The organism is Streptomyces sp. NBC_01264, from assembly GCF_026340675.1.
GTDB lineage: Bacteria > Actinomycetota > Actinomycetes > Streptomycetales > Streptomycetaceae > Streptomyces.
In genome coordinates this window covers 1,502,828-1,527,727 of the sequence record NZ_JAPEOX010000002.1, presented here as the reverse complement: position 1 = coordinate 1,527,727, position 24,900 = coordinate 1,502,828, and the positions used below count along the sequence as shown (strand labels likewise).

General features: G+C 71.4%; 21 protein-coding genes. 15 read left to right on the top strand and 6 right to left on the bottom strand.

The genetic code is table 11. The features are described 5' to 3' along the window. Positions 1–107: 107 nt before the first annotated feature. Positions 108–1,823, top strand: coding sequence for a methionine--tRNA ligase (gene metG, locus OG435_RS39930; protein ID WP_266884846.1), 1,716 nt, complete (start codon positions 108–110; stop codon positions 1,821–1,823). A gap of 89 nt (positions 1,824–1,912) precedes the next feature. On the opposite strand, the gene OG435_RS39925 is transcribed toward metG, so the two are convergent. Further along, positions 1,913–3,178, bottom strand: a complete 1,266-nt coding sequence (locus tag OG435_RS39925; RefSeq protein ID WP_266884845.1) for an FAD-binding protein — start codon at positions 3,176–3,178, stop codon at positions 1,913–1,915. 189 nt (positions 3,179–3,367) lie between these two features. Here OG435_RS39925 and ubiG point away from each other — a divergent pair, with 189 nt between their 5' ends. The 9 genes from ubiG to OG435_RS39880 all read left to right on the top strand — a co-directional run bounded on the left by ubiG (position 3,368) and on the right by OG435_RS39880 (position 12,784). Continuing rightward, positions 3,368–4,105, top strand: coding sequence for a bifunctional 2-polyprenyl-6-hydroxyphenol methylase/3-demethylubiquinol 3-O-methyltransferase UbiG (gene ubiG / locus OG435_RS39920; protein ID WP_266884843.1), 738 nt, complete (start codon positions 3,368–3,370; stop codon positions 4,103–4,105). After that, positions 4,102–5,022, top strand: coding sequence for a 1,4-dihydroxy-2-naphthoate polyprenyltransferase (locus OG435_RS39915; protein ID WP_266884841.1), 921 nt, complete (start codon positions 4,102–4,104; stop codon positions 5,020–5,022). Before ubiG ends, OG435_RS39915 begins: the two co-directional genes overlap by 4 nt. Before the next feature lie 5 nt (positions 5,023–5,027). After that, positions 5,028–6,539, top strand: a complete 1,512-nt coding sequence (locus OG435_RS39910; RefSeq protein ID WP_266886505.1) for a flavin-containing monooxygenase — start codon at positions 5,028–5,030, stop codon at positions 6,537–6,539. A 50-nt stretch (positions 6,540–6,589) separates the two neighbouring features. Further along, positions 6,590–7,060, top strand: a complete 471-nt coding sequence (locus tag OG435_RS39905; RefSeq protein ID WP_266884839.1) for a DUF2834 domain-containing protein — start codon at positions 6,590–6,592, stop codon at positions 7,058–7,060. Between the two features lie 20 nt (positions 7,061–7,080). Continuing rightward, a complete protein-coding gene (locus OG435_RS39900; RefSeq protein ID WP_266886503.1) occupies positions 7,081–7,851 on the top strand; it encodes a 2,3-dihydro-2,3-dihydroxybenzoate dehydrogenase in 771 nt (256 codons plus the stop codon). Between the two features lie 79 nt (positions 7,852–7,930). Further along, complete coding sequence (locus OG435_RS39895) at positions 7,931–8,593, top strand: isochorismatase family protein (protein WP_266884837.1); 663 nt, start codon at positions 7,931–7,933, stop codon at positions 8,591–8,593. 17 nt (positions 8,594–8,610) lie between these two features. Beyond that, complete coding sequence (locus OG435_RS39890; protein WP_266886500.1) at positions 8,611–10,500, top strand: anthranilate synthase family protein; 1,890 nt, start codon at positions 8,611–8,613, stop codon at positions 10,498–10,500. Next, positions 10,497–11,705, top strand: a complete 1,209-nt coding sequence (locus OG435_RS39885) for a 3-hydroxybenzoate 6-monooxygenase (RefSeq protein ID WP_266884835.1) — start codon at positions 10,497–10,499, stop codon at positions 11,703–11,705. The genes OG435_RS39890 and OG435_RS39885 overlap by 4 nt, the downstream gene beginning before the upstream one ends. Continuing rightward, positions 11,702–12,784 carry a polyprenyl synthetase family protein gene (locus tag OG435_RS39880; RefSeq protein ID WP_266884833.1) on the top strand — a complete coding sequence of 361 codons (1,083 nt, stop codon included), beginning with the start codon at positions 11,702–11,704 and terminating at the stop codon, positions 12,782–12,784. Before OG435_RS39885 ends, OG435_RS39880 begins: the two co-directional genes overlap by 4 nt. Positions 12,785–12,817: 33 nt before the next feature. Here OG435_RS39880 and OG435_RS39875 read toward each other — a convergent pair whose 3' ends face one another. Together OG435_RS39875 and OG435_RS39870 are read right to left on the bottom strand one after the other, a co-directional pair. Then, positions 12,818–14,368, bottom strand: coding sequence for a YfcC family protein (locus tag OG435_RS39875; RefSeq protein WP_266884831.1), 1,551 nt, complete (start codon positions 14,366–14,368; stop codon positions 12,818–12,820). Next, complete coding sequence (locus tag OG435_RS39870; protein WP_323188001.1) at positions 14,365–15,765, bottom strand: M20/M25/M40 family metallo-hydrolase; 1,401 nt, start codon at positions 15,763–15,765, stop codon at positions 14,365–14,367. Before OG435_RS39870 ends, OG435_RS39875 begins: the two co-directional genes overlap by 4 nt. A 350-nt stretch (positions 15,766–16,115) precedes the next feature. Between OG435_RS39870 and OG435_RS39865 the strand changes: the two genes are divergently transcribed. Together OG435_RS39865 and OG435_RS39860 are read left to right on the top strand one after the other, a co-directional pair. Continuing rightward, positions 16,116–16,664, top strand: coding sequence for a hypothetical protein (locus OG435_RS39865; protein WP_266884829.1), 549 nt, complete (start codon positions 16,116–16,118; stop codon positions 16,662–16,664). A 51-nt stretch (positions 16,665–16,715) separates the two neighbouring features. Beyond that, on the top strand, positions 16,716–17,492 hold the full coding sequence (locus OG435_RS39860; RefSeq protein ID WP_266884827.1) for a DUF4239 domain-containing protein: 777 nt from the start codon (positions 16,716–16,718) through the stop codon (positions 17,490–17,492). A gap of 23 nt (positions 17,493–17,515) precedes the next feature. Here OG435_RS39860 and OG435_RS39855 read toward each other — a convergent pair whose 3' ends face one another. From OG435_RS39855 to OG435_RS39845, 3 genes are all read right to left on the bottom strand, one after another. After that, positions 17,516–18,694, bottom strand: a complete 1,179-nt coding sequence (locus tag OG435_RS39855) for an MAB_1171c family putative transporter (RefSeq protein WP_266884825.1) — start codon at positions 18,692–18,694, stop codon at positions 17,516–17,518. Continuing rightward, a complete protein-coding gene (locus tag OG435_RS39850; RefSeq protein ID WP_266884824.1) occupies positions 18,691–19,248 on the bottom strand; it encodes a toxin-antitoxin system, toxin component in 558 nt (185 codons plus the stop codon). The genes OG435_RS39855 and OG435_RS39850 overlap by 4 nt, the downstream gene beginning before the upstream one ends. Positions 19,249–19,312: 64 nt before the next feature. Beyond that, positions 19,313–19,981, bottom strand: coding sequence for a helix-turn-helix domain-containing protein (locus tag OG435_RS39845; RefSeq protein ID WP_266884823.1), 669 nt, complete (start codon positions 19,979–19,981; stop codon positions 19,313–19,315). Positions 19,982–20,206: 225 nt separating this feature from the next. On the opposite strand from OG435_RS39845, the gene OG435_RS39840 reads away from it, so the two are divergent. The 3 genes from OG435_RS39840 (at position 20,207) to OG435_RS39830 (ending at position 24,786) form a co-directional block, all read left to right on the top strand. Then, the gene (locus OG435_RS39840) at positions 20,207–21,196 is read left to right on the top strand and encodes a helix-turn-helix domain-containing protein (protein WP_266884821.1); all 990 of its coding nucleotides are present in this window, start codon (positions 20,207–20,209) and stop codon (positions 21,194–21,196) included. 72 nt (positions 21,197–21,268) lie between these two features. After that, on the top strand, positions 21,269–22,618 hold the full coding sequence (locus tag OG435_RS39835; RefSeq protein ID WP_266884819.1) for a 6-phospho-beta-glucosidase: 1,350 nt from the start codon (positions 21,269–21,271) through the stop codon (positions 22,616–22,618). A 35-nt stretch (positions 22,619–22,653) separates the two neighbouring features. Continuing rightward, positions 22,654–24,786 carry an MDR family MFS transporter gene (locus OG435_RS39830; protein ID WP_266884817.1) on the top strand — a complete coding sequence of 711 codons (2,133 nt, stop codon included), beginning with the start codon at positions 22,654–22,656 and terminating at the stop codon, positions 24,784–24,786. Positions 24,787–24,900: the final 114 nt, after the last annotated feature.

The following is a 24,900-nucleotide window of genomic DNA, read 5'->3' as shown; positions in this document are numbered from 1 at the left end:
GTACCCCAGTCCACCCCGAAGAAATGCGGGGCGTGGCGTTTCGGCGGTTCGATACGATGAACCGCACGTCACGTTGTACCGGCATATATGAAATGGAGCATCCGAGGATGGCTCGACACCTGATCACCAGCGCGCTTCCCTATATCAACGGGATCAAGCACCTGGGCAACATGGTCGGGTCGATGCTTCCGGCGGATGTGTACTCCCGGTACCTCCGCCAGCGCGGCCACGACGTCCTCTACATCTGCGCCACCGACGAGCACGGCACCCCCGCCGAGCTCGCCGCGAAGGCGGCCGGCCTCTCGGTCGCCGAGTTCTGCGCGCAGGCCCACGACGCCCAGAAGGCGGTCTACGACGGCTTCGAGCTGTCCTTCGACTACTTCGGCCGCAGCTCCTCGGAGCAGAACCGCGAGATCACCCAGCACTTCGCGCGCCAGCTCGAGAAGAACGGCTTCATCGAGGAGCGCGCGATCCGGCAGGTCTACTCGCCGGTCGACGGCCGCTTCCTGCCGGACCGCTACGTCGAGGGCACCTGCCCGCACTGCGGCTACGACAAGGCCCGCGGCGACCAGTGCGAGAACTGCACCCGCGTCCTGGACCCCACGGACCTGATCGAGCCCCGCTCGGCCATCTCCGGCTCCACCGAGCTCGAGGTCCGCGAGACCAAGCACCTCTTCCTCCTCCAGTCCAAGCTGCAGGTCGAGGTCGAGGCCTGGGTCGCGGAGCACGAGGAGGAGTGGCCGCAGCTCGCGTCCTCCATCGCCCGCAAGTGGCTGACCGAGGGCCTGCACGACCGCGCCATCACGCGCGACCTCGACTGGGGCGTCCCGGTCCCGGCCGACACGTGGCCCGAGCTGGCCGCCGACGGCAAGGTGTTCTACGTCTGGTTCGACGCGCCGATCGAGTACATCGCCTCCACCAAGGAGTGGGCGGACGGCGACCCCGAGAACCGCGACTACACGTCCTGGTGGTACGAGGCCGAGGACGTGCGCTACACGCAGTTCATGGCCAAGGACAACGTCCCGTTCCACACGGTGATGTTCCCCGCCACCGAGCTGGGCACCCGCGAGCCGTGGAAGAAGGTCGACTACGTCAAGGCCTTCAACTGGCTGACGTACTACGGCGGCAAGTTCTCCACCTCGCAGAAGCGCGGCGTCTTCACCGACCAGGCGCTGGAGATCCTTCCGGCCGACTTCTGGCGCTACTTCCTCATCGCCAACGCGCCTGAGTCCGACGACTCCTCCTTCACGTGGGAGCACTTCACCGCCACGGTGAACAAGGACCTCGGCGGCACGCTGGGCAACTTCGTCAACCGCGTACTGACCTTCTCCCGCAAGAAGTTCGGCGACGAGGTTCCGGCCGGCAGCCCCGCGGGCGAGGCCGAGGCCAAGCTGGGCGCGCAGATCGCCGAGCTGCTGGCCGAGTACGAGGGCCACATGGACGCGCTCCAGTACCGCAAGGCGGCGGCCGCGCTGCGCGCCCTGTGGTCCGCCGGAAACGCCTACCTCGACGAGAAGGCGCCCTGGCTGGAGGTCAAGACCGACCTGGAGGGCGCGGCGCTCACCCTGCGCACGGCGATGAACCTCATCCACCTCTACTCGGTGGTCTCCGAGCCGTTCATCCCGGCCTCGGCGCGCGCCATGCGCTCCGCGTTCGACCTCGCCGACGACACCCCGACGTGGATCACCCCGGAGCAGGCCACGTCCCTCGACGCGGTGCCGGCGGGCACGCCGTTCACGGTTCCGCCGGTGCTCTTCGCGAAGATCACCGACGACGACCTGGAGTCGTACCGGGAGCGCTTCGGCGGCAACCCCGAGGCCTGAGCCGGACCGGCCGCCACGGCCGGACGGCTCCACAGCATCGACGCGCGCAGGGGTGCGACCTCAACAGGTCGCGCCCCTGCGCGCGTTCCTCACGGCCGTACGCCGCCGAAGGCCCGCGGGTTGAAGCGGGTCAGCGCGTGCTCCTCGCGCAGGGACTCCAGCCGCCGCAGCGCGTCCGCACCGTAGAAGCCCTCCAGCAGCTCCGCGTCCAGCTCGTGGCAGCCGTACAGGTAAGGGCGCCCCCCGGCCTGCGCGCAGGCCGCCAGCAGCTCGCGCAGCACCCTGCGGGTTTCGGCCACCGCGTGGGAGTCGGACTTCTCGATGGTGGTGAACACGCCGATCCCGTACTGGACCGGGGTGTCGAGCGACGGCGCGAAGACGAACGGCGTCGCCCCCTCGGGACGCTTGATGACCAGGAAGTACAGGCTGATCAGGTTGTCGGCGAACGGGGATTCGCGCGTCAGCTCCTCCAGCGTCTTCGTGATCCCCTCGAAACCCGCCCCGTCGAAGACGTAGTCCGCCCAGAGGTTCACGCGGGATGCGTCCTCGAGGACGGGCAGGAGGTGCTGGTCGACCTCCTGGTGCAGCAGCAGGGAGTAGTCCGGTGCGGGCAGCACGGTGCCCGGTTCGCCGGCCTCCACGGCTTCCGCGGGCTCGGCCGCGAGAGCGATCTGCGAATACCACGAGGTCCGGTCGTACATGCCGAAATAGCCGGAAACCGCAGGATCGTCGGCGACGTTCTTCATGAATTCCGCGAGTTCCGATATTCCCGTGTGCGGAATCCGGGAGACCGGAGTGACCGCCCGGTACGGCGCGGTACGGAGCACCACGGTCCTGATGAAACCCACCTGTCCCAGGCCGCCCAGGGCGAACCGGAACAACTCCGCATTCTCCTGGCGGGAACACGTGCGCGAACGTCCCGTTCCGTCGACGAGTTCGATCTCCTCCACCTGGTCGATCTGAAGTCCCGACCGCAGGGAACCGTGTCCGAAACCCCCGATCGACAGCGTCCCGCCCACCGTGAGATTCAGATAGCTGGGCAGGACGGGGTTGGCGCGCCCGTGCCCGTTCAGCCATTTCTCCAGCGCGAGCCAGGTGATTCCGCTCGGGACTTCCACGAGGTGCTCCCCGCCCGTGAAGCGCGGCTCCGCGTCCTCGCGGAAATTGTCCAGCACGGTCCCGGACGCGAGCGTCTGCGTATTGCACGAGCGGCCGACGCCCCGTACCGCCGTGTCCTTGCCGGAGGCGGCCGCGTCGGCCATGAGGCCGCCGATCTCCCCGTCCGTCCCTTCCCGGACCACTTTTTCGGGGGTGATCGAGAGGGACCGGCCGAAATCGCTGCTGAATGCGCTCATCGTGTGCCACCTTTTTCGCGGAGTCGGGGAATCCAGGGGACAGTAACCGGACGCGGCCCCGCTCCGGAAGGCCGCGGGCCGCTCGCGGGCCGTCGGCTATAGGGATGCTCCATGGGGGCTCTATCAGTCCCTGTCAGGCTTCTCGGAAAGGCTGACCGCAGTGCGACTGATGGGCGGAGGTAAACTGCTTTGCTTACGCGCAGTGAAGAAAAGGACAGGTCGGAAATCCGGCAGGACTTCATCTCGGATTACGACGGGCTCGCCGATGAGTGGTGGGATCCCAGGGGGGCGCTCGCGCCACTGAGCTGGATCGCACGGGCCCGTGCGGAATTCGTTCCCCCGGCCCGGAACGAGCAGGCCGCTCTGCTCGACATCGCCTGCGGCGGGGGGCTGTTCGGCCCGCACGCGGCGGCCAAGGGCTACCACGTGGTCGGTGTCGACCTGTCGGAGATGTCGCTCCGCGAGGCGCTGCGGCACGGGTTCGACGAGGTCGTACGGGCCGATGTGGCCGAACTCCCCTTCGAGGACGAGTCGTTCGACGTGGTCACCGCAGGCCAGTGCCTGGAGCACGTACCGGATCCCTACGCCGTGGTGGCGGAGGCGTGCCGGGTCCTGCGTCCCGGCGGCACGCTGATCGTCGACACCATCGCCGACACCCGGGTGGCCCGGCTGGTCTCGATCACCCTCGCCGAGAACCTCCCCCTCCCCGGCCGGCCGCCCCGCGGCACACACGACCACCGGCTCTTCGTCAACCGGGAGCGGCTGACCCGGGCCGCCCGGGAGAACGGCGTCGAGCTCGAACTCCTCGGCCTGCGCCCGCGGATGCGCGAGATGGCCCGCTTCGCGGTCGGCCGGCTCGACGAGGTCACCATGGTGCGCACCAAGTCCACGTCCGTCCTTTACCTGGGCACGGGGACGAAGAAGTGAGCCTTCAGCAGCAGCAGGAGCATCAGCAACAACAGCAGCAGCCGGTGCGGTACGCCGCCCTGCGGGGCTGGGTGGCCGGCGCACGGCTCAAGACCCTGCCCGTCACCTTCGCCCCGCTCGCGGTGGGCCTCGCCATCGCCGCCGAGGCCGGGACCGTCGACCGGTGGCACGCCGCACTGACGGCCGTGCTCGTCCTGGGCTTCGTCCTGGGAACCAACTTCTTCAACGACTACAGCGACGGGATCCGCGGCGTCGACGACCACCGGGCGGGCCCGGCCCGGCTCGTGGGCTCGGGACAGGCCACGCCCCGGCAGGTGTTCCGGCACGGGCTGGTCCTGTTCGCGGTCGGGGCCCTGGCCGGGGTGATCCTGGCCGTACTGGTCTCGTGGTGGGTGCTCGCGCTGACCGTGTCCCTGGCCCTCGGCGGCTGGTTCTACACCGGCGGGGCGCGGCCCTACGGCTACCGCGGGCTCGGCGAGGTCAGCATCTTCCTCTACCACGGGGTCGTCTTCGTCTGCGCCCCGGTCGCCATCCAGCTCGTGCACCTGCCCCCGATCGCCCTCGGTGCGTCCGTGCCCCTCGGCTTCCTCGCGGTCGCGCTGCTGACCACCAACAACCTCCGCGACATCCCGACCGACGCGGCCGCGGGGAAGATCACCCTCGCGGTACGGATGGGCGCCGGACCGACCCGGCAGTTCTACGTCCTCTGCGTCGCCGCGGCCTTCGTGTCCGCGCTGCTCCTCGCCTCCGCCCGGCCCGGGGCCTTCCTCGTCCTCGGCGCGGCCCCGGTCGCCGTCCTGCCAGTGCGCCGGGTGCTGGGCGGAGCGGCCGGCCGCGACCTGATTCCGGCGCTGGAGCACACCTGTCTGCTGCTGCTCGCGTTCGGGTCCCTGCTGGCGATCGGCCTGGCGCTGTGAGCGCCATGAGGGAGACGCGGCCGCCGGGCCCGGTCGATCCCGACCACGAAGTCCTCGTCATCGGCGCGGGGTTCTCGGGCATCGGAGCCGCACTCGGCCTGCGCCGGGCGGGCATCGACGACTTCGTCGTCCTGGAGGAGCGGGACGACGTGGGCGGCAGCTGGTACGCCAACAAGTACCCCGGTGTCGCCGTGGACATCTCCGCCTTCTCCTACTCCTTCGCCGCCGAACCCTTCGCGTCCTGGTCCCGGGTCTTCCCTCCGGGAGAGGAGCTGAAGGCCTACGCCGACCACTGCATCGACGCGTACGGTCTGCGGCCCCACCTGCGCTTCAACTCCCGTGTCAAACGCGCCGCCTACAGCGAATCGGCGCACATGTGGACGATGGTCCTCGGCGACGGCACCTCGCTGACGGCGCGCTTCGTCATCTGCGCCACCGGATGGCTCACCAAGCCCAAGACCCCAGCCATCGCCGGCCTCGACACGTTCAAGGGCGACCTCGTGCACACGGCGCAGTGGGACCAGTCCCTGGATCTGGACGGCAAGCGCGTGGGAGTCATCGGCACCGGGGCCTCGGCGGTCCAGATCGTCCCGGAGATCGCCGAGCGCACGGAACAGCTCCACGTCTACCAGCGGACCCCCATCTGGCTGCTCCCGAAGCCGGACTTCGCGGTGCCGCAGGCCGTCCGCCGGCTCTTCCGCACGGTTCCCGCGACGCAGCGCACGATCCGGCTGCTCACCGACGTCGTGACCGAGCTCAGCTTCGTGATCGCGATGGTCCACTACCGGCGGTTCCCCTTCCTCGCGAGGGCCGGGGAAGCGGCGTCCAAGCTGTACCTGCGGCGTCAGGTGGGCGGCGACCCCACGCTGATGCGCAAGCTGACGCCCTCCTACCGGGTGGGCTGCAAGCGGCCCTCGCTGAGCAAGGGCTACTGGCGGGCCTTCACCCGCGCCGACGTCGAGCTGGTCACCGAGCCCATCGAGGAGATCACCCCGTCCGGCATCCGCCTCACGGACGGCGAGGAACAGAACCTCGACGTGCTGATCCTGGCCACCGGATTCCACGTGCTCGACAACCTTCCCCCGTTCCCGATGCGCGGCCAAGGGGGCCGGGACCTCAAGGAGTTCTGGAAGACCGAGCGGTTCCAGACCTACGAGGGCACGTCGATCAAGGGTTACCCGAACCTGTGGTTCATCGTGGGCCCCTATTCCTTCACCGGCGGCTCCTGGTTCGGAATGATCGACTACCAGGTGACCCACGCCCTGAGGGTGATCGGCGAAGCCCGGCGGCGCCGTGCCACGGAAGCGGTCATCCGCCCGGAGAAGCACGACGGCTCCTTCCGCCGGAACCTGCGCCGCATGCGCAACACCGTCTTCCTGGACCCGAGTTGCCGGGGCACGAACAGCTACTACCTGGACGAGCACGGAGACGCGCCGGCGGTCCGTCCCGCCTCCACCTACGAAGCGGCCTGGCGGGCCCGCCACTTCGACCTGGACGACTACAGCTACGAACGGTGATCCCGCGGCCGGTCGGCCGCGGGGCGAAATCCAATGCCTGGGAGGCAGTTGTGACGCGTTTGAGCGAGGTGCGCGGGAAGGACCGCGCGCTGTGCTTCCTGTACGGGGCATCCGCCCTGATCGGTTCGATCGTCATGGGGTGGATGGCCGTCACGTTCGTCGTGCGGAACGCCGACGCCGGCGCGCTGGGGGTCGTCGAGAACTTCCTGCGCGACTCGACGACCAATCTGGCGACCCAGTTCGTCTACATGGACCTGGTGCTCACCTGGGCGGCCGTCGGTGCGTACATGATCGTGGAGAGCCGGCGGTTCGGCATCCGGCACGTATGGGCGTACATCGTCGGGGCCCCGGCCATCGCCCTGATCGTGACCTACGGCCTCTTCATGCTCGTCCGCCAGTTGAAGATCGCCGCCCTGCGTGATGCCGAGGGGCGGATCGCGGTGGGTGAACGGGCTTCCGCTGCCGAAGAGTTCGCCGACCGGTCCGCCCTCCGGCCCGTATCGACGTTGGCCTCGCGATGAGTGACGGGATGAGTGACGGGATGGCCCGCAAAGTGGCCCTGGTCACCGGCGCGGCCGGCGGCATCGGGTCGGCCGTGGTCCGGCTGCTCGCCGAGCAGGGCACGGTGGTGGCCGCCGTGGACCTGGACAACGGGCAGCTGTGGGAAACGGTCGAGAAGCTCGCCGCCGAAGGCCTGCCCGTACGGGGTCACCCGGCGGACGTGACGTCGAGCGCCGAGGTCGAAGCCGTGGTGGAGGCGGTGGAGGAGCAACTGGGGCCCATCGACTACCTGGTGAACGCCGCCGGCGTGCTCCGCCTCGGCGAGGTCGCGGACCTGAGCGACCAGGAGTGGCACCTCACCTTCGCGGTCAACGCGAACGGGGTCTTCTTCGTGTCCCGCGCCGTGGTCAGCCGCATGATCGCGCGCCGCAGGGGCTCGATCGTCACCGTCGCGTCGAACGCCGCGGGCACCGCCCGCTCGCACATGGCCGCCTACGCCGCCTCCAAGGCGGCGGCGATCGCCTTCACCAAGTGCATGGGCCTGGAAGCAGCCCGGTACGGCGTCCGCTGCAACGTGGTCGCCCCCGGATCCACGGACACCCACATGCTGCACGGCATGCACGCCGACGGCAGCGCGGTCGCCGCCTCCGTGGCGGGGAACCCCGACGCCTACCGGACCGGCATCCCGCTGGGAAAGGTGGCGAGCCCGGAGGACGTCGCCCACGCCATCCGCTTCCTGCTCTCGGACGAGGCCGGGCACATCACCCTGCAGGGCCTGACCGTCGACGGCGGGGCCACGCTCGGGGTGTAGCCCCTGTAGCCCCTGTAGCCCGTGTTGCCCGTGTTGCCCCGCCCTCCACCGACCGCATCCCGAAAGGACCGATCACCGCATGGCAGGCCTCCCTTCCATCGATCCCTACCCGATGCCCCTGCCCGGCGAGTTCCCTCCCGCGGCGGTCGGCTGGCGGGTGGACCCGCGGCGCGCGGTGCTGCTCGTCCACGACATGCAGGAGTACTTCCTTCGGCCGTTCGAGAGGGGAACCTCCCCCCGGGACGCCCTCGTGGGCAACGCGATCCTGCTGCGCGGGCGCTGCGCCGAACTCGGCATCCCGGTCGCCTACACGGCCCAGCCCGGCGGGATGAACCTCGTCGAGCGGGGCCTGCTCGCGGACTTCTGGGGCCCCGGGATGCGCCCGTCGCCCGAACACCGTCAGGTCGTCGCGGGACTCGAACCGACCCCGGACGACTGGGTGCTCACCAAGTGGCGCTACAGCGCCTTCTTCAACTCGGACCTGCTGGAACGGATGCGGTCCGAGGGCCGCGACCAACTCGTCATCTGCGGGGTCTACGCGCACGTGGGGGTCCTGATGACGGCGGTGGACGCGTTCACCCGCGACATCCAGCCGTTCCTCGTGGGCGACGCCGTCGCCGACTTCTCCGCCTCCTACCACCAGCTCGCGCTGGAGTACGCGGCCGAGCGGTGCGCCGCCGTGGTGACGACGGCCTCCGTGTGCGAGGCGCTGGCCGCCGCACCGGCAGGGGGCCGGCGGTGACCGGGGCGGTCCGGGCCGTGGCCCCGCCCGGCGCCGCGGCCCCCGACCTCCTCGCCCGGGTCCTGGACGGCTCCACGGGAGCCTTCGCGCTGTTGTACCGCCCGCAGTCCACGACCCCCGGCACCCTGGAGGTACTGCTGGGCGACACGGCCGCCTGCGCGACGCTGGCCGACCTCCCGCTGCCGGACCCCGCGGCCCCGGCGGGCGGTGGCGGCGAGGTGCTCGCCCTGGTGCCGTACCGGCAGATCACCGAGCGCGGGTTCGCCGCCCTCGACGACGGCGAGCCGCTGATCGCGCTGACCGTCACGGACCGGCAGGACCTCCCGCTCGCCGATGCCCTGCGCCGGCTGCCCGACGACCCCGTCAAGGTCGAGTCCGAGGAGTTCGACCTCTCGGACGAGGCGTACGCGGACATCGTGCGCCGGGTGGTCGCCGACGAGATCGGCGCCGGCGAGGGCGCGAATTTCGTGATCAGGCGGACCTTCACGGCCTGGCTGCCGGACTGCTCGGTCGTCGGAGCCCTGTCCTTCTTCCGCCGTCTCCTCGAACGGGAGGCGGGGGCCTACTGGACCTTCCTCGTGCACACCGGCGACCGGATGCTCATCGGCGCCACCCCCGAGCGCCACATCAGCGTCCGGGGCGGCACGGCGGTGATGAACCCCATCAGCGGCACCTACTGCTACCCCCCGGGCGGCCCCACGCTCGACGGCGTCCTGTCCTTCCTGACCGACCGCAAGGAGGCCGACGAGCTGTACATGGTCGTCGACGAGGAACTGAAGATGATGTCCCGCCTCTGCCCGTCCGGCGGGCGGCTCGTCGGCCCCTACCTCAAGGAGATGACCCGGCTCGCGCACACCGAGTACCTCATCGAGGGCAGGACCGACCTCGACGTCCGCGACATCCTCCGGGAGACCCTGTTCGCCCCGACGGTCACCGGCGCACCGCTGGAGAACGCCGCCCGGGTGATCAGCCGCCACGAGACCACCGGACGCGGCTACTACAGCGGCGTGGCCGCGCTGATCGGGCGGGACGCCTCGGGCGCCCGGAGCCTGGACTCCGCCATCCTGATCCGGACGGCGGACATCGCCGTGGACGGCCGGCTGCGCATCGGTGTCGGTGCCACGCTGGTGCGCCACTCCGATCCCGAGGCCGAGGCGCGCGAGACCCGGGCCAAGGCGGCCGGGCTGCTCGCGGCCCTGGCAGGTCCCGCCCCCAGCCGCTTCGCCGACCGTCCCGAGGTCCGCGCGGCGCTCGCCCTGCGCAACGAGACCGTCGCCGGGTTCTGGCTGGACGAACCGGGCGGCCGGGACGGGGCCACCGCCGAGCTGGCGGGGCGCCGGGTCCTGGTCGTGGACGCCGAGGACACCTTCACGGCGATGCTCGCCCAGCTGATCCGCTCCCTGGGCGCCGAGGTGACCGTACGGCGGTTCGACGAGCCGTACGACACCGCGGCGCACGACGTGGTGGTCCTGGGGCCCGGACCGGGAGACCCCGGGGACCTCGGGCATCCGAAGATCGCGCACCTGCGGGCCGAGGTGTCCCGGCTGCTCGCCCGGGAGCGGCCCTTCCTGGGGGTGTGCCTGAGCCACCAGGTGCTGAGCGGGGTGCTCGGCCTCGACCTGGTCCGCCGGGCGACGCCCAACCAGGGGGTGCAGCGGGAGATCGACCTGCTGGGAGGGCGGGAACGGGTGGGCTTCTACAACACGTTCGCCGCCCGCGCCGGGGCCGACGTCCTCGACCATCCCGACCACGGCCGGGTGGCGGTGAGCAGGGACCGGGACACCGGAGAGGTCCACGCCCTGGAGGGCCGCCGCTTCGCCTCCGTCCAGTTCCACGCGGAGTCCGTCCTGACCCAGGAGGGCCGGCGGATCCTCGGCACGCTGCTCGGCGGGGTGCTGCGGGCATGAACGCCGAGGAGTCCACGATGCACGCACTGGTCGCCGGAGGGGGCATAGGCGGTCTCGCCGCGGCCCTGTCCCTCGCCCGGCAGGGGTACCGGGTCACGGTCCTGGAGCGCGCCGGCGCCTTCACCGAGCTCGGCGCGGGCATCCAGCTCGCCCCGAACGCCTTCGACGCCCTGGACCGGCTGGGCGTGGGCCGAAGGGTGCGCGAGCGGGCGGTGTACATCGCCGAACTCCGGTTCATGGACGGGGTGACCGGCGAGAACGTCGCCACCGTTCCCGTCACCGAGCGCTACCGCAGCCGGTTCGCGAACCCGTACGCGGTGGTGCACCGCGTCGACCTCTACCAGCCGCTGCTCGAGGCCTGCGGTGCGGCGGACGGCATCGAGCTGGTGTCCGGCGCCACCGTGCGCTCGTACGCGCAGGACCCCTCGGGGGTCACCGTGTCCACCGCGGAAGGCCGGACCTTCTCGGGAGACCTGCTCGTCGGGGCCGACGGCATCCGGTCGGCGATCCGCGGTCAGCTCGTCGGCGACGGCGACCCCCGGATCTGCGGGCACACCATCTACCGCTCGGTGATACCGCTGCGGAAGGTCCCCGAGGAGCTGCGGTGGAACGCGGTGACGCTGTGGGCGGCGCCCGGGTGGCACTTCGTCCACTACGTCATCGGGGGCGGCAAGTACCTGAACCTCGCCGCGACCATCGACGACGGCGCCGGCACGGCCGTGTCGGGCCGGCCCGCGCCCCGGGACCACGTACGGGACCGTTTCCGGGAAGTGCGCGGGCCGGCCCGCAGGCTCCTCGAACTGGGCGAGGAGTGGCGCGAGTGGGTGCTGTGCGACCGCGACCCCGTGGACGTGTGGACCGACGGGCGGGTGACCCTGCTGGGCGACGCGGCCCATCCGATGCTCCAGTACGCCGCCCAGGGCGCGTGCCAGAGCCTGGAGGACGCCGTGGTGCTCGGCGAGGTCCTCGGCGGGGCGGCCTTCGGTGACGTACCCGAGCGCCTGGAGAAGTACAACGCCGAACGGCGTCGGCGCACCGCACGCATCCAGCTCCTGGCCAGGGAGATGGGGGAACAGCTCTACCACCCCGCCGGGGAGGCCGCCCGCGTGCGCAACGCGATGCTGCGGTCCATGGGCGAGGACGACATGTACCAGCACATGGCCTGGCTGCACGGTGCCCGGCCCCTCTGGGAGGAAACACCATGACCCGTCTGGACGTGAAGCCGAGGACCCGCGGCGCCGTTGACGTGCCCGGCCTGCTGGAGCGGGGGCGCACCCTGTCCGCGCCCCTGCTGCGCCAGGCCGTCGGACGGCTGGCGGCGCCCATGGACACCGTCGCCGCCTACCACTTCGGCTGGATCGACGCCGAGGGCAACCCGTCGGACGGCGACGGCGGCAAGGCCCTGCGGTCCGCCCTCGCCCTGATCTCGGCCGAAGCCGCCGGCGCCCCGCCCGAGGTGGGGGTGACCGGCGCGGTCGCGGTCGAGCTCGTGCACAACTTCTCGCTGCTGCACGACGACTTCATGGACGGCGACGAACAGCGCCGCCACCGCGACACGGTCTGGAAGGTGCACGGCCCGGCCCAGGCGATCCTGGTCGGGGACGCGCTGCTGGCGCTCGCCGGCGAGGTGCTGCTCGAACTGGGCACCGTCGAGGCGAACCGCGCCACCCGCCTGCTGAACACCGCGACCCGCAAGCTGATCGACGGCCAGGCCCAGGACATGTCCTTCGAGCAGCGCGACCGGGCGACGGTCGCCGAATGCCTGGAGATGGAGGGCAACAAGACCGGCGCGCTGCTCGCCTGCGCCGTCGCCATAGGCGCCGTCCTGGGCGGCGCCGACGACGTGACCGCCGACGCCCTGGGACGCTACGGGTACCACCTCGGCCTCGCCTTCCAGGCCGTCGACGACCTGCTCGGCATCTGGGGCGCGCCGGAGCAGACCGGCAAGCAGGCGTGGAGCGACCTCAAGCAGCGCAAGAAGTCCCTGCCGGTGTGCGCGGCACTGGAGGCCGGCGGCCCGGCCGCGGAACACCTCGCCGCGGTACTGGCGGCCGACGCGGGTGCCGGGGCCGCCGGAGCCGTGCCGGACGGGCTCTTCGACGAGGCGGAGTTCGCCTACCGGGCCGCCCTGATCGAGGAGGCCGGGGGCCGCGCGTGGACCGCCGCCGAGGCGAGGCGGCAGTACGACGCCGCCCTCGAGGCCCTCGACGCGGTCTACCTGCCGGAAGAGGTCCGTGAACAGCTCACCGCACTCGCCGACTTCGTCGTCGTCCGGCGGCGCTGACGGAGCCGCGGATCCCGGTCGCGGAGAGCACCCTCACATCGCGGCGCCCAGGGCCAGGAACCCGCAGATCATCACGAAGAGGATGCCGAGCAACGGCCAGACGAAGCGCAGGTACTTGTCGTAGCCGACCTTGGCCAGTGCGACACCGCCGATGGTGACGGCGGTGGTGGGGACCCAGAGGTTCATCCAGCCGCTCGCCGACTGCCAGGCCGTCACCATCAGCGCGCGGGAGACGCCCGCGAAGTCGGCGAGCGGGGCCAGGATGGGCATGGTGAGCGTGGCGTGCCCGGAGGTGGAGGGGATCAGGAAGGCGAGGGGGAGGTTCACGAGGAAGACGATGATCGCGAAGATTCCCGACGAAGTCCCCTTCACCACGCCCTCGATGGAGTGCAGGACGGTGTCGGTGATCTGCGAGTTGTTCATGATGACCGTGACCCCGCGCGCCAGCATGATGACCAGGGCGGGCGAGATGAAGTCGGCGGCGCCCTGGATGAGCGTGGAGCTGAGCTTGGCCTCGCCCATCCGGGCGACCAGGCCGATGAGCACGGCCGCGCAGATGAACAGGGCCGCCAACTGGGCGAAGGACCAGTCCAGTTCCCAGGCGTACGGGGTCGCGTCCGCGTCGCCGGTGAGCGCGCTCGACCAGGGCACCACCGAGAAGATCATGAAGGCGAAGACGAGGACCAGCAGGACCAGCACGGTCTTGTGCAGCCGGGTCAGCTCCGGTTCCGCCTCCTCGTCGCCGGTGGCCTTCTGCTCCCGGTCCCCGGGCAGGAACCCGCAGATCGACTTGGAGGGGTCCTTCTGGACCCGTCGCGCGTACCGGATCACGTAGAGGACGGTCACGGTGGTCAGCACGATCCACATGAGGAAGCGCAGCCCGATCCCGTCGCCGAGCGAGATCCCGGCCGCCGAGGAGGCCACGCCGGTCGCGAACGGGTTCACCGTCGAGCAGAGCACGCCGATGCCCGCGCCGAGGATGCTGGCACCGACCGCGACCAGCCGGTCGTAGCCGAGGGCCAGCATCATCGGCACGAGCAGTCCGTAGAACCCGAGGGTCTCCTCGGCGAAGCCCTCCACGGTGCCCAGGATCGAGAAGACCACCATCACGGCGGCGATCAGCAGCGCCCCGCGGTCGCGCAGCCGGTGGGCGAGGCGGGCGATGCCGCGGTCGAGGGCGCCGGTGGCGAACACGACGGTGATGAAGGCGCCGATGGCCAGCACGAAGAGGAACACGCCCGCGCTGCCGTACAGATCACCGCTGAGGGTGGGCCCGACCCGGCCGGTCTTGGGGTCCTGGAGGCCGTAGAGCCCGTTGACGGGGGAGAGGAACAGGTCGTTCAGGCGATCGGTGAAGCTCTGCGTGCCCTCGACCCGGTGGTAGGTGCCGGAGACGGGGGAGCCGCTGTCGTCGCGGTCGTACTCGCCGGCCGGGATCAGGAAGGCCAGCAGCCAGATCGCGACGGTGACGATGGCCAGGATGGTCAGCGCGCTGGGGAAGGAGAACCTGCGCACGGGCGGCGGCTCCTCGGGCGGAGCCTGCACGGTCGGGATCTGGGGCGGGGCCGGAGGCGTCGTGGTCACCGTTCGCCTCCCGGGGACTTCGTGGCCCGCCCCGCGCCGAAGTCCGCCGCGTACTCCCGGACGAAGGCGGCCATCGCCACCACCGTGTTGCGCACCTCCGACAGCAGCACCCGCTCGTTCGGCGCGTGCAGGTTGCACATGCTGTCCTGCGCGCCGAACAGCAGCACCTCCGCGTCCGGAGCCGCCCTCGCGAGGCCGTTCACCAGGGGGATCGAGCCGCCCGTGGCCACGTACGAGGCCTCGGTGCCCCAGGCCTCCTTCAGCGCGGTCAGGGCCGCCCGGTAGGCCGGTCCGCCCGTCCGCGCCTCGAAGCCGGGGCCCGTGTCGCCCGGAGTGACGGTGAGCGGGATGCCGAAGGGGCGCTGCGCGCGCAGGTGTTCCACGAGCGCGGTGCGGGCCTCCTTCGGGTCCTGGAGCGGATGGAACCGCAGGTTCAGCTTGGCCCGCGCGTACGGGACCACGGCGGAGGCGGCGCCCGCCACGTCCGGGGCGTCCAGCCCGATCACGGTGACCGCGGGCCCGCTCCACAGCCGCTCGCCCAGCGAGCCGGTGCCGATCAGCGGCAGCCCGTCCCGTACGGAGGCCAGCTCGCGGAACTCCTCCTCGGTGTAGGTCGTGCCCTCCCAGGGATCGCGGCGCAGCCCGGGCACCGCCACGTTCCCGTGCTCGTCGTGCAGGGTGGCCAGCGCCCGGAGCAGGACCAGCAGGGCGTCGGGGGCGGCTCCGCCGAACTCTCCGCTGTGCCGGGCCTCCGCGAGGGTGCGCACCTCCACCATGACCTCGCAGGCCCCGCGCAGACCGGTGGTCAGGGTCGGGGTGCCGGGCCGCAGGTTGCCGAGGTCGGCGATGACCATCGCGTCGCAGGCGAACCGGTCCGGATCGGTGGGCGGGTAGTCGTCGAAGGGGCTGCCGTACTCCTCCTGCCCCTCGATCACCAGCTTGATCCCGACGGGCGGGCGGCCGCCGTAGACCCGGAGCATGCCCAGGTGCGCGATCACGTTCGACTTGTCGTCGGCGATCCCGCGCGCCCGCAGGGCGCCGGGGACCCCGGCCACGGGCGTCGGCTCGAAGGGCGGGGAGAGCCACAGGGTCGGGTTGCCGGCGGGCTGGACGTCGTAGTGCCCGTAGAGCAGGACGGTCGGTGCGTCCGGGTGCGGGGGCGGGATCTCGCCGTAGACGACCGGGGCGGTGTCGGGGAGGTCGATCCGCTCGATGGTGGGGACGCCCGCCTCGCGCAGCAGGGAGACGATCAGGTCGTGCGCCTCCAGGACCGGCTCCGGCGGATATCCGGGAAAGGCGACCGAGGGGATCGAAGCGAGCCGTTCCAGATCGGCCCGGAGGTCGTCCATCAGGGCGTCGACCTGTGCTTCGAGGGTCTGCGAGCCGTCCGCGTCCACCTGCCACCGTCCCTGTGCTCCCCGGGGCGACCCCGCTGAGCTGCGGGATCGGGTTCTCCGATCATCGGCGGGGGGAGCGGGCCGCGCCGCGGCGGAGTGGGCCGAGCGGGTGAACGCCGGCCACGGGAGCCGGGGCGCTCGAGGGTGCGCCGGGGTGGTGCGTGCGGGCGTGCCCGCCGGGCTGCGGCGGTACGCAGCCGGGCGGGGCCCGGGACCGGGCCGGACCCGGCGTGGCCCGAAGTGGCCTTCCGAGGGCCGATCTTGACCTGTCTGCCGCGTGTCGAAGCACCGCCGTGATCGTTTCTTCAGACGTAGTCCTCATCCCTGCCGCTGAATCGGGAGAACGCGCGGTGACCGCTTGGCAGTACTTCGCCGGGGCCGGCCTGGTGGCGGCGCTCTGCCCGCTGCACGGTCACGTGGCGGTGGCCGGGGACGGCCACGGGCGCGGCGCCCGGGTCGACCTGTGCGTTCCCGCCGGGTCGCGGCCGGGGCCGCCTGCGGCGCCGGCGTCGTCCGCGTCGGCCCCCGCTCCGGCTCCGGCCGTCCGGCCGACCACCCGGGTGCTGGGGCCCGGCCCGGCCGCGCCGACGGTGCGTCACCCCGGGCTGGGGCCGGCGGTCCCCGCGCCGGCCGGCGCGGCGGCGGAGCCCGGCCCGGGGCCGACGGCGCAGGCAAGGCCCGGGGCGGCGCAGGCGGCTCCGGGCGGAGCGGTGGCTCCGCAGCGGGTCGCAGCGGGGGCGGTGGCGGCGGGGCGCTTCCACGTGCGCCCGTACCACTCGGCGGCACTGGCACGACGCGGCCCGGACGGGATGTCCACCCTGATGCTCATGGTCGTCGTCACCACCCCGGCGGTGCTCGCGGCCGTCGCGCTGCGGCCCCGATCCAGGAGCCGCGGCTAAGCCCCGCTCCTCCACGTTCAGTCCGCTCGTCTCGACCTACGGAGAACCCTCGTGTCCGAATGGCTGGTCCTGGCCATCGCCATGGCGCTCGTCTGCGCCCTCGTCCTCGCCTTCACCGCGATCCGGCACCGCCGGGTCGCCGACGACGAGGACACCAGCGAAACCCCCGACGTCCTCGAGTACATGGTGATGATGGTCGGGGTGGTCTACGCGATCGTGCTCGGCCTGGCCATCGCGGGCGTCTGGGAGGCGCGCGGCGCCGCCGAGGACAGCGTGCGCCGCGAGGCCCAGTCCCTGTACGAGGTCACCCAGCGGGCCGACGTCTATCCGGCCGCCGTGCGCGACCGGATCCGCGGCGAGGTCAACGCGTACGTGTCCCACACCGTCGCCGTGGACTGGCCGCGGCTGACCTCCGGGGCCCCGGTGTCCACGGAGGGCGGCGAACTCCTCGGCAAGCTGCGCTCCGACGTCACCCACCAGAGCCCGGGCAACGAACTCCAGGCCCAGGCCTACCAGCCGCTGCTGGACCACATCGCGGCCGCCGACGACGCCCGCCACGAGCGGACGCAGAGCGACGAGTCCACGCTGCCGGGGGTGGTCTGGCTGGGGCTGGTCGCGGGCGGGCTGGTCACCGTCGGGCTGATCTTCACCCTGCAGATCCGGCGTTCGGGCCGGGAGCTGCTGCTCGCGGGGCTGTTCAGCGCGCTGATCGTGTTCCTGCTGTTCATGGTGTGGAGCTTCGACGCTCCCTTCGGCCGGGACGGCATCGACTCGGCGGCCCCGTTCCAGGACCTGTTCCCGTCACTGACCCTGGCCTCCGGGAGCTGACCACCGGTTTTGGAGACCGGTGGTCAGCTCCCCGACAGGGAGGACTGGCGCCGGCATTCGGCCACCACGCGGGAGTTGCGCAGCGCGTGCGAGATCCGCACGAGGTCGCGCGGACCGTCGGCGGGCGGCGGGGCCCCCTCGTCACTGGCCCCGATGACCCGGCCCTCGGGGTCGGCCGCCCGGGCCCGCACGGCGGCCGCGACCATGGCCGCGTCGGCGACGGCCCGCGCGGTCTCCTCGTCGGCGCCGGCGGCGACGGCCCGCGCGAGGGCGTCGTCCCGGTGGGACCGGTCGAAGTACGGGCCGAGGTGCAGGAAGCCGTCGTGGATGTCCGACTCGCGCTGGATCATCCGCAGCTCCACGGCGGACCACCAGGCCATCCGTACGCTGGGGGCGCCCTTGGGGCCGCAGGCCTGCAGCTCGCGCCAGAGCGTGCCCAGCTGCCGGTACGTGGACCAGTACTGCCAGCTGTCGGACAGCCGCTGGAAGACCAGCGGGAGGACGAAGCCGATGGCGCTGACGTTGGCTCCGATGGAGGCGACGGGCGGTGCCACCGAGGTGCTCAGCCAGTCCAGGTCGTGGCCGGTCCACCGGGCGACGACGGCGGTCATCTTGGTGGCGTCGTAGCAGAGGTTGAAGACGTACCCGATGACGATGATCACGAGGCCGACGCGGAGCCAGCCGCGCACCTGCAGGGACCAGCGCCAGCACATCGCGACCATCACGATGGCGGCCACGTTGTGGGCCACCAGGTAGAGGGCGATCATCTCCCGGGTGAAGGGGGTGTTGGCGTAGTAGGTGTCGAAGTCCCGCAGCCGCTCGACCGGACTGTCACCGAGGGCGAACAGCACCATCAGGACCACGATCACGACGGAGTAGCCGAGGATCCAGGCGCGCGAGACGCGCCGGGTCTCCTCCGGTGGGCCACCGCGCCAGTTGACGATGAGCACGAGGCACGCGGCGCTGAAGGCGGTGATCAGGCAGTAGACGAACGGGGCGGAGAAGTTGGGTATGCCCGTCCAGCGGTTCACCGCCGCGATCGTGGGCGGGGCGGCGAAGGTGAAGACGGCGCCGGCCAGGGTGAGCAGGGCGCAGACCGACCGTAGGAGCGGATCGCGCCAGTTTTTCCGTAGCGTCGGCAGTTTGAAGGCGAGTGCGATCGCCATCGCGGCTGCCGGCGTGTAGTAGTCCTGGCCTTTCAATGGTCGTTCCTGTGCCCCCGGTATCCGAGCGCGGCCTCGATGCGGCCCGCCAGCTGATCACGTTGTGCCGGTGCGCGGTGGCTCGCCGATCCGGCGAGCCAGGTCCTGCACCGGCTGCCCAGCAGTAAACCGAAGGTTTCCGCTTCGGTCTCCTCCTGGACGTCGGCGCGGGTGCGCGCGGCGACGCGTCGCACGGTCTCGCCGATGTCGGCCTCGTCCGTCAGCAGCCGGGCGGCGACGGCGGCGCCGTCGACGTGGTGACTGCAGTGGCCGGCCTTCATGTGCCACAGTTCGTGCCCGAGGATCACCAGTTGGTGGTCGGGCGCGGTGCGTTCCTCGATGACCACCAGATCGCGGTCCGCCATGTCGAGCCACAGGCCGCTGGCCGTTCCCGGCGGGAACGAGGCCATCCGGAACTCCACCCGGCGGCCGCGGTGCTTGCTCATGCCCTCGCAGAGGGCGGCGTAGAGGTCCACGGGCTCCACGGGCGCGGTCAGGTTGATGCCTGCCACCAGCTCCCCGCACAACCGCCGCTGCTCTCTGCCTATGCTCACCGTTCTCCCCGTCGGCGCGGATCCGGATCAGGACTCAAGGATCAGACCCAGACTTTCGACTGGGTCAGGATTCGTTCGGTTTTACGCTTTCGAGGAGCATGTCCAGCCATTCGGTCACTTTGTCCCGGTGCTTGTCGCTGGGCAGTTGGGCGGCTCTCCAGGCGATGCCCCGTACGCCGTGGTTCTGGAGAAGTCTTGCCAGCGGATCGCCCGTCGAAGCGGCCGGAGCGGATGCGGTTTCCCGGGCGCGTCCCGCGAAGTCCTGGAGCAGCTGTTGCTCGGTGCGCTGGAGGGCGTCGGTGAGCGCGTCCGCGTCATGGGCGGTGAGGAATCCGGCGTGCACTCCGAAGAAGCGCTGGATCGCGTCACAGTGTTCCATGGTCGGCCGCCGGTCGCCGTTGATGAGAGCCCCGGCCTGCTGGCGCGACATGGCGGCGCCGTCGGCGATCTCCTGCTGCGTGTAGCGGCGGCCGTTGGGCTTCACACGGGTGCGCCGCAGGAGGTCGAGACGCTGGAGGAAACGGGTCTGGAGATCGGGCTCGCCGGCGGGCCGGCCGTCCAGCAGGCTCCGCACCACGTCGGCGGGGACGCCCGAAGCCTCGGAGAGGCGGCGCAGGTCGAAGACCTGGTTCAGGTCGCGGCCCAGCTTGCCTGCGAGTTCTGCGACTCGCGTGACGGTGGCTGCCAGGAGCGTGTTGGCCACCGCGACGGGAGCCGGGAAGCCGTCTGTCACCAGTGGTTCTCCTAGATCGCGCGAGGTCGGGGGTGCGGGCACGTGGTCGGCCTCTGGAATCTATCCGGTCTCGGTCCGTACGGCTAGAACGTGCCACATCTGTGGCGGGAACGAGCTGCCAAGAGGCTGGAATTGCCACAATAGTTGACACTCGAATGAAGTCGGTAGCAGGATCGCCACACGGAAATGAAGATCCAGACCGTATAGAAGAGGGGGGAGCTCTCGGTGCCACATCTCGCAGCGGTGGGCCCGTCCGATGGCCTCGCCCACATCGGTGGGGAGCGCCTCGCGGGCGAGGAGTCCGCACGCGGCGCCGTGCGGTCGGAGCGACGCAAGGAGATTTTGCGCCAGCGCCGGGAGGAGCTGGGGCTCAGTCAGGAAGACCTGGCGGCGCGACTGCGCATCAGCGTGCGCGCGTACGGAAACTGGGAGCGCGGCCTGGTCAAGGAGTGGACGGACCGCAAGCTGCTCGCCCTGGCCGAGGCCCTGGAAATGAGCGAGCGGCAGTGCTTCTGGCTCTTCCGGATCATGGTCGACCGTGACCCGCCGCCCACGTGGCGCGCGGCCGAGGACAACCGGCTGCCCGACGACCCGGCGCAGCGCGACTACCTGTGCGACTACGCGGCCCTCATGGAGGCCGTGCCGTACCCGAGCTTCCTCGTGGACCACCGCTGGGACGTGGCCCTGACCAACTCGGCGTTCGACCGGCTCTTCCAGTCCGTGCGCCCGCATCCGACCGCCCTGCCGGACGACAACTTCCTGCGCTTCGTGCTGTTCCACCCGGACGCCGCGGCCGTGCTGGAGGACCACGAACCGGCCTGGTGCGTACCGCTGCTGGCCCGCTTCGCCACGGCGCTGGCCGCCGCCCCCGACGACGAGGGGCTGCGCAGCATCCGTCAGGAGGTGGCCCGTGACCCGTTCATGGAGGCCGCCTACCGGTACGGAGTGCCGCACTGGCTGACGACCCGCGGGGCCGGGGCCGCCGAACAGGACGGCGCCGTACGCACCGTGCGCCACCCGGACCCGGGCTGGGGCCTGGTGCGCTGCCGGATGGTGGCGGAATCCGGCCCGATGCTCGACGGCATGGGGCTGACCCGGATGACACTGGTCCTCTCCGCGCCGCAGGGCCTGCCGACGGGTCCGCTGCCGGGCGGTCCGGGATCGCAGCAGCACCAGCCGCCGCGGCTGAGGGCCGTGCCGTCGCCGGTGGAGTGATCCGGCGGGGGAGACTGGGGCCACGGAAACGTGGCACTGGTGCACCGGTGCACTGCGAAAGGCGGTAAGGGCGTGCGGCTGACGATCCTCGGCGGGGGCGGATTCCGGGTACCGCTCGTCTACGGAGCCCTGCTCGGCGATCGCGCCGAGGGCAGGGTGTCGCACGTGACGCTGTACGACGAGGACTCCGGCCGGCTCCGTGTCATGGCCCGGGTCCTCGCGGACCAGGCCGCGGGGATCGCGGACGCCCCGGCCGTCACGGCCACCACCGATCTGGACGAGGCCCTGCGCGGCGCCGACTTCGTGTTTTCGGCCATTCGTGTCGGAGGGCTGGACGGGCGCGCCGCCGACGAGCGGATCGCCCTGGCCGAGGGGGTGCTGGGCCAGGAGACGGTCGGCGCGGGCGGGATCGCCTACGGCCTGCGGACGGTGCCGGTGGCCCGCGAGATCGCGCGCAGGGTGGCCCGTACCGCCCCGGACGCCTGGGTGATCAACTTCACCAACCCGGCCGGAGTGGTCACCGAGGCCATGGCCGAGGAGCTCGGGGACCGGGTCATCGGCATCTGCGATTCGCCGGTCGGGCTCGGACGGCGGATCGCCCGGCTGCTCGGCGCCCGCCCCGGGGAGGCCTGGATCGACTACGTCGGCCTCAACCACCTGGGCTGGGTGCGCGGGCTGCGGATCGGCGGCCGCGACGAACTGCCGCGGCTGCTGGCCGACGCGCGGGCGCTGGAATCCTTCGAGGAGGGCCGGCTGTTCGGGGCCGAGTGGCTGCGCTCGCTCGGCGCGATCCCGAACGAGTACCTGCACTACTACTACTTCAACCGTGACACGGTACGGGCCTACCAGGAGGTCAAACAGACGCGCGGGGCGTTCCTGCGCGACCAGCAGCAGGGGTTCTACGCCGAGGCCGGGCGGCCGGATCCGGCGCCCGGGGCGGCGCTGGCCGCCTGGGACCGCACCAGGGCCGAGCGCGAAGCCACGTACATGGCCGAGAACCGCGAGGTCGCGGGGGTCGGCGAGCGGGAGGAGAGCGACCTGGAGTCGGGCGGGTACGAGAAGGTGGCCCTCGCCCTGATGCGCGCCATCGCCCGGGACGAACGCGCCACCCTGATCCTGAACGTCCGCAACCGCGGGACCCTGTCGGTGCTCGACGCCGAGGCCGTCATCGAGGTCCCCTGCCTGGTCGACGCCAACGGGGCCCACCCGGTCGCCGTCGATCCGCTGCCGCTGCACGCCGTCGGTCTGGTGACCTCGGTCAAGGCCGCCGAGCGCGAGGTCCTCGCCGCGGCGGCGAGCGGATCGCGGGCGGACGCAGTCAAGGCCTTCGCGCTGCACCCGCTGGTCGACTCGGTCGGGGTGGCCCGGCGGCTGGTGGCCGGATACGCGGCGGAGCACCCGGGGCTGGGCTACCTGCGCTGACGGGCCGACGCGCCGCGCGGATGGGCTAACGCCGCATGCGGCCGGGCGTGCGCGCCAGCAGAGTGCGAGATGTGACCACAGCCGAAGGTGCAGCCACAGCCGAGGGTGCCGCCCCCGCCATATCCGTCGCGCCGCCGCCCGTGCTCGACCGGCGCTCGCGCAACATCGTGTTCGGCACGATCATGCTCGGCGTGCTGCTCGCGGCCCTGGACCAGACGATCGTGGGCACGGCGCTGCCCACGATCGTGGCGGACCTCGGCGGTGGGGACCACATGTCGTGGGTCGTGACCTCCTACCTGCTCACCGAGACGGTCGCGACCGTGCTCGTCGGCAAGTTCGGCGACCTCTTCGGCCGCAAACTGGTCTTCCAGGTCTCCGCCATCGTCTTCATCACCGGTTCGTTCCTGTGCGGCCTCGCGAGCAACATGACCCTGCTCATCGTCTGGCGGGGCATCCAGGGCATCGGCGCGGGCGGGCTGATGGTCACCGCGATGGCACTCATCGCCGATGTGGTCCCCCTGCGCGAACGCGGCAAGTACCAGGGCGCGATCGGCGCCGTCTTCGGCGTCGCCACGGTGATCGGGCCGCTGCTCGGCGGACTCTTCACCGACCACCTGACCTGGCGCTGGGCGTTCTACGTCAACGTGCCGATCGCGATCCTGGTCGTGGTGGCGGCCGCGAAGACGATCCCCTCCGTGCGCGCCGCCGGCAAGCCGGTCATCGACTACCTGGGCATCGCCATGGTCGCGATCGGCGCGAGCGCGCTGATCCTGGGCACGAGTCTGGGCGGCAACGAGTACGCCTGGAGCTCACCGCTCATCGTCGGGCTCTTCGCGGGCGGCGTCCTGGCGCTCGCACTGTTCTGCCTGGTGGAGATGCGCGCCGCACAACCGATGCTGCCGATGCGGCTCTTCCGCAACCCCGTCTTCTCGGTCTGCTCCGTCCTCAGCTTCGTCGTCGGCTTCGCGATGCTCGGCGCGATGACCTTCCTGCCGACGTACCTGCAGTACGTGGACGGGGACTCGGCCACCGTCTCGGGCGTACGGACGCTGCCGCTGGTCATCGGCCTGCTGATCGCGTCGGTCTTCAGCGGCAACGTCACAAGCAAGACCGGGCACTACCGGATCTTCCCCATCGTCGGCTGCGCCGTGATGGGCCTCGGCCTCTACCTCCTGTCCCGCATGGGACCGCAGTCCGGGGCCTGGCTGGAATCCCTCTACATGTTCGTGCTCGGCACCGGCATCGGCCTGTGCATGCAGGTGCTGACCATCGCCGTGCAGAACACCGTGGACTACGCCGACCTCGGCACCGCGACCTCCGGCGTCACCTTCTTCCGTACGCTCGGCAGCGCCTTCGGGACCGCCGTCTTCGGCACGATCTACGCCAACACCCTGAAGCCCGCCCTGGCCAAGGGAGTCGCGGAGGCCGCCCGCGCCACCGGCGAGAACCCGCAGCAACTGGCCGTGGCGGCGCAGAGTCCGCAAGGCCTGCACGGGCTGGATCCGGCGGCGGCCGGGCCGGTCATCAACGCGTACGCGGACACCCTGCACACGGTGTTCCTGTGGACCGTGCCGGTGGCCGTGGTCGGCTTCGTCGTCGCGCTGTTCCTCAAGCAGGTCAAGCTGCGCGACAGCGCCCGGGCCGGCTCCACGGACATGGGCGACGGCTTCGGCTCGCCCGCCACGGCCTCCGGGGACTCGGCGAAGCTGCTGGAACTGGCGGTCGGCAAGCTGGTGCGGAACATGGGGCCGGAGACGGCGCGCGGGATCGTGAAATCCTCCGACACCCGGCTGGACATGGCGGGCGCCTGGGCGGTCATGCAGGTGGACCTGATGACCCGCACCGTCGGGTACGCCAGCCTGGGACTCATCGCCTCGCGCCGGCACCTGCCCCCGGAGGTACTGCTGCCGGTCTTCGAACGGATGGTGGACGAGGGCTACATGACGCGGCAGAACGGTTTCTACGCGCAGACTCCGGCGGGGGAGCGGGAAGCGGGCGTCATCTCGGCCGCGTGGGCCCAGTGGCTCGGCGACCAGCTGGAGAAGGACCGGGGCCGACCGCGCAGCGCGGAGCTGCGGGCCGCGGCGGACGCGATCGCGAAGCGCCTGCTGGCGGAGGACCTGGGGGACGGCAACTTCGCCCCGCGCGCGATGGCGGGGCGGCCGTAAGAGGGAGCCGGGAGCAGGGAACTTCCGGGCGGGCGTGGACGTCTGGTGGGGAGACTGGTTCTACAGGTTCTACAGGTTCTAGAGGTTCTACAGGTTCTACAGGTTCTACAGGTT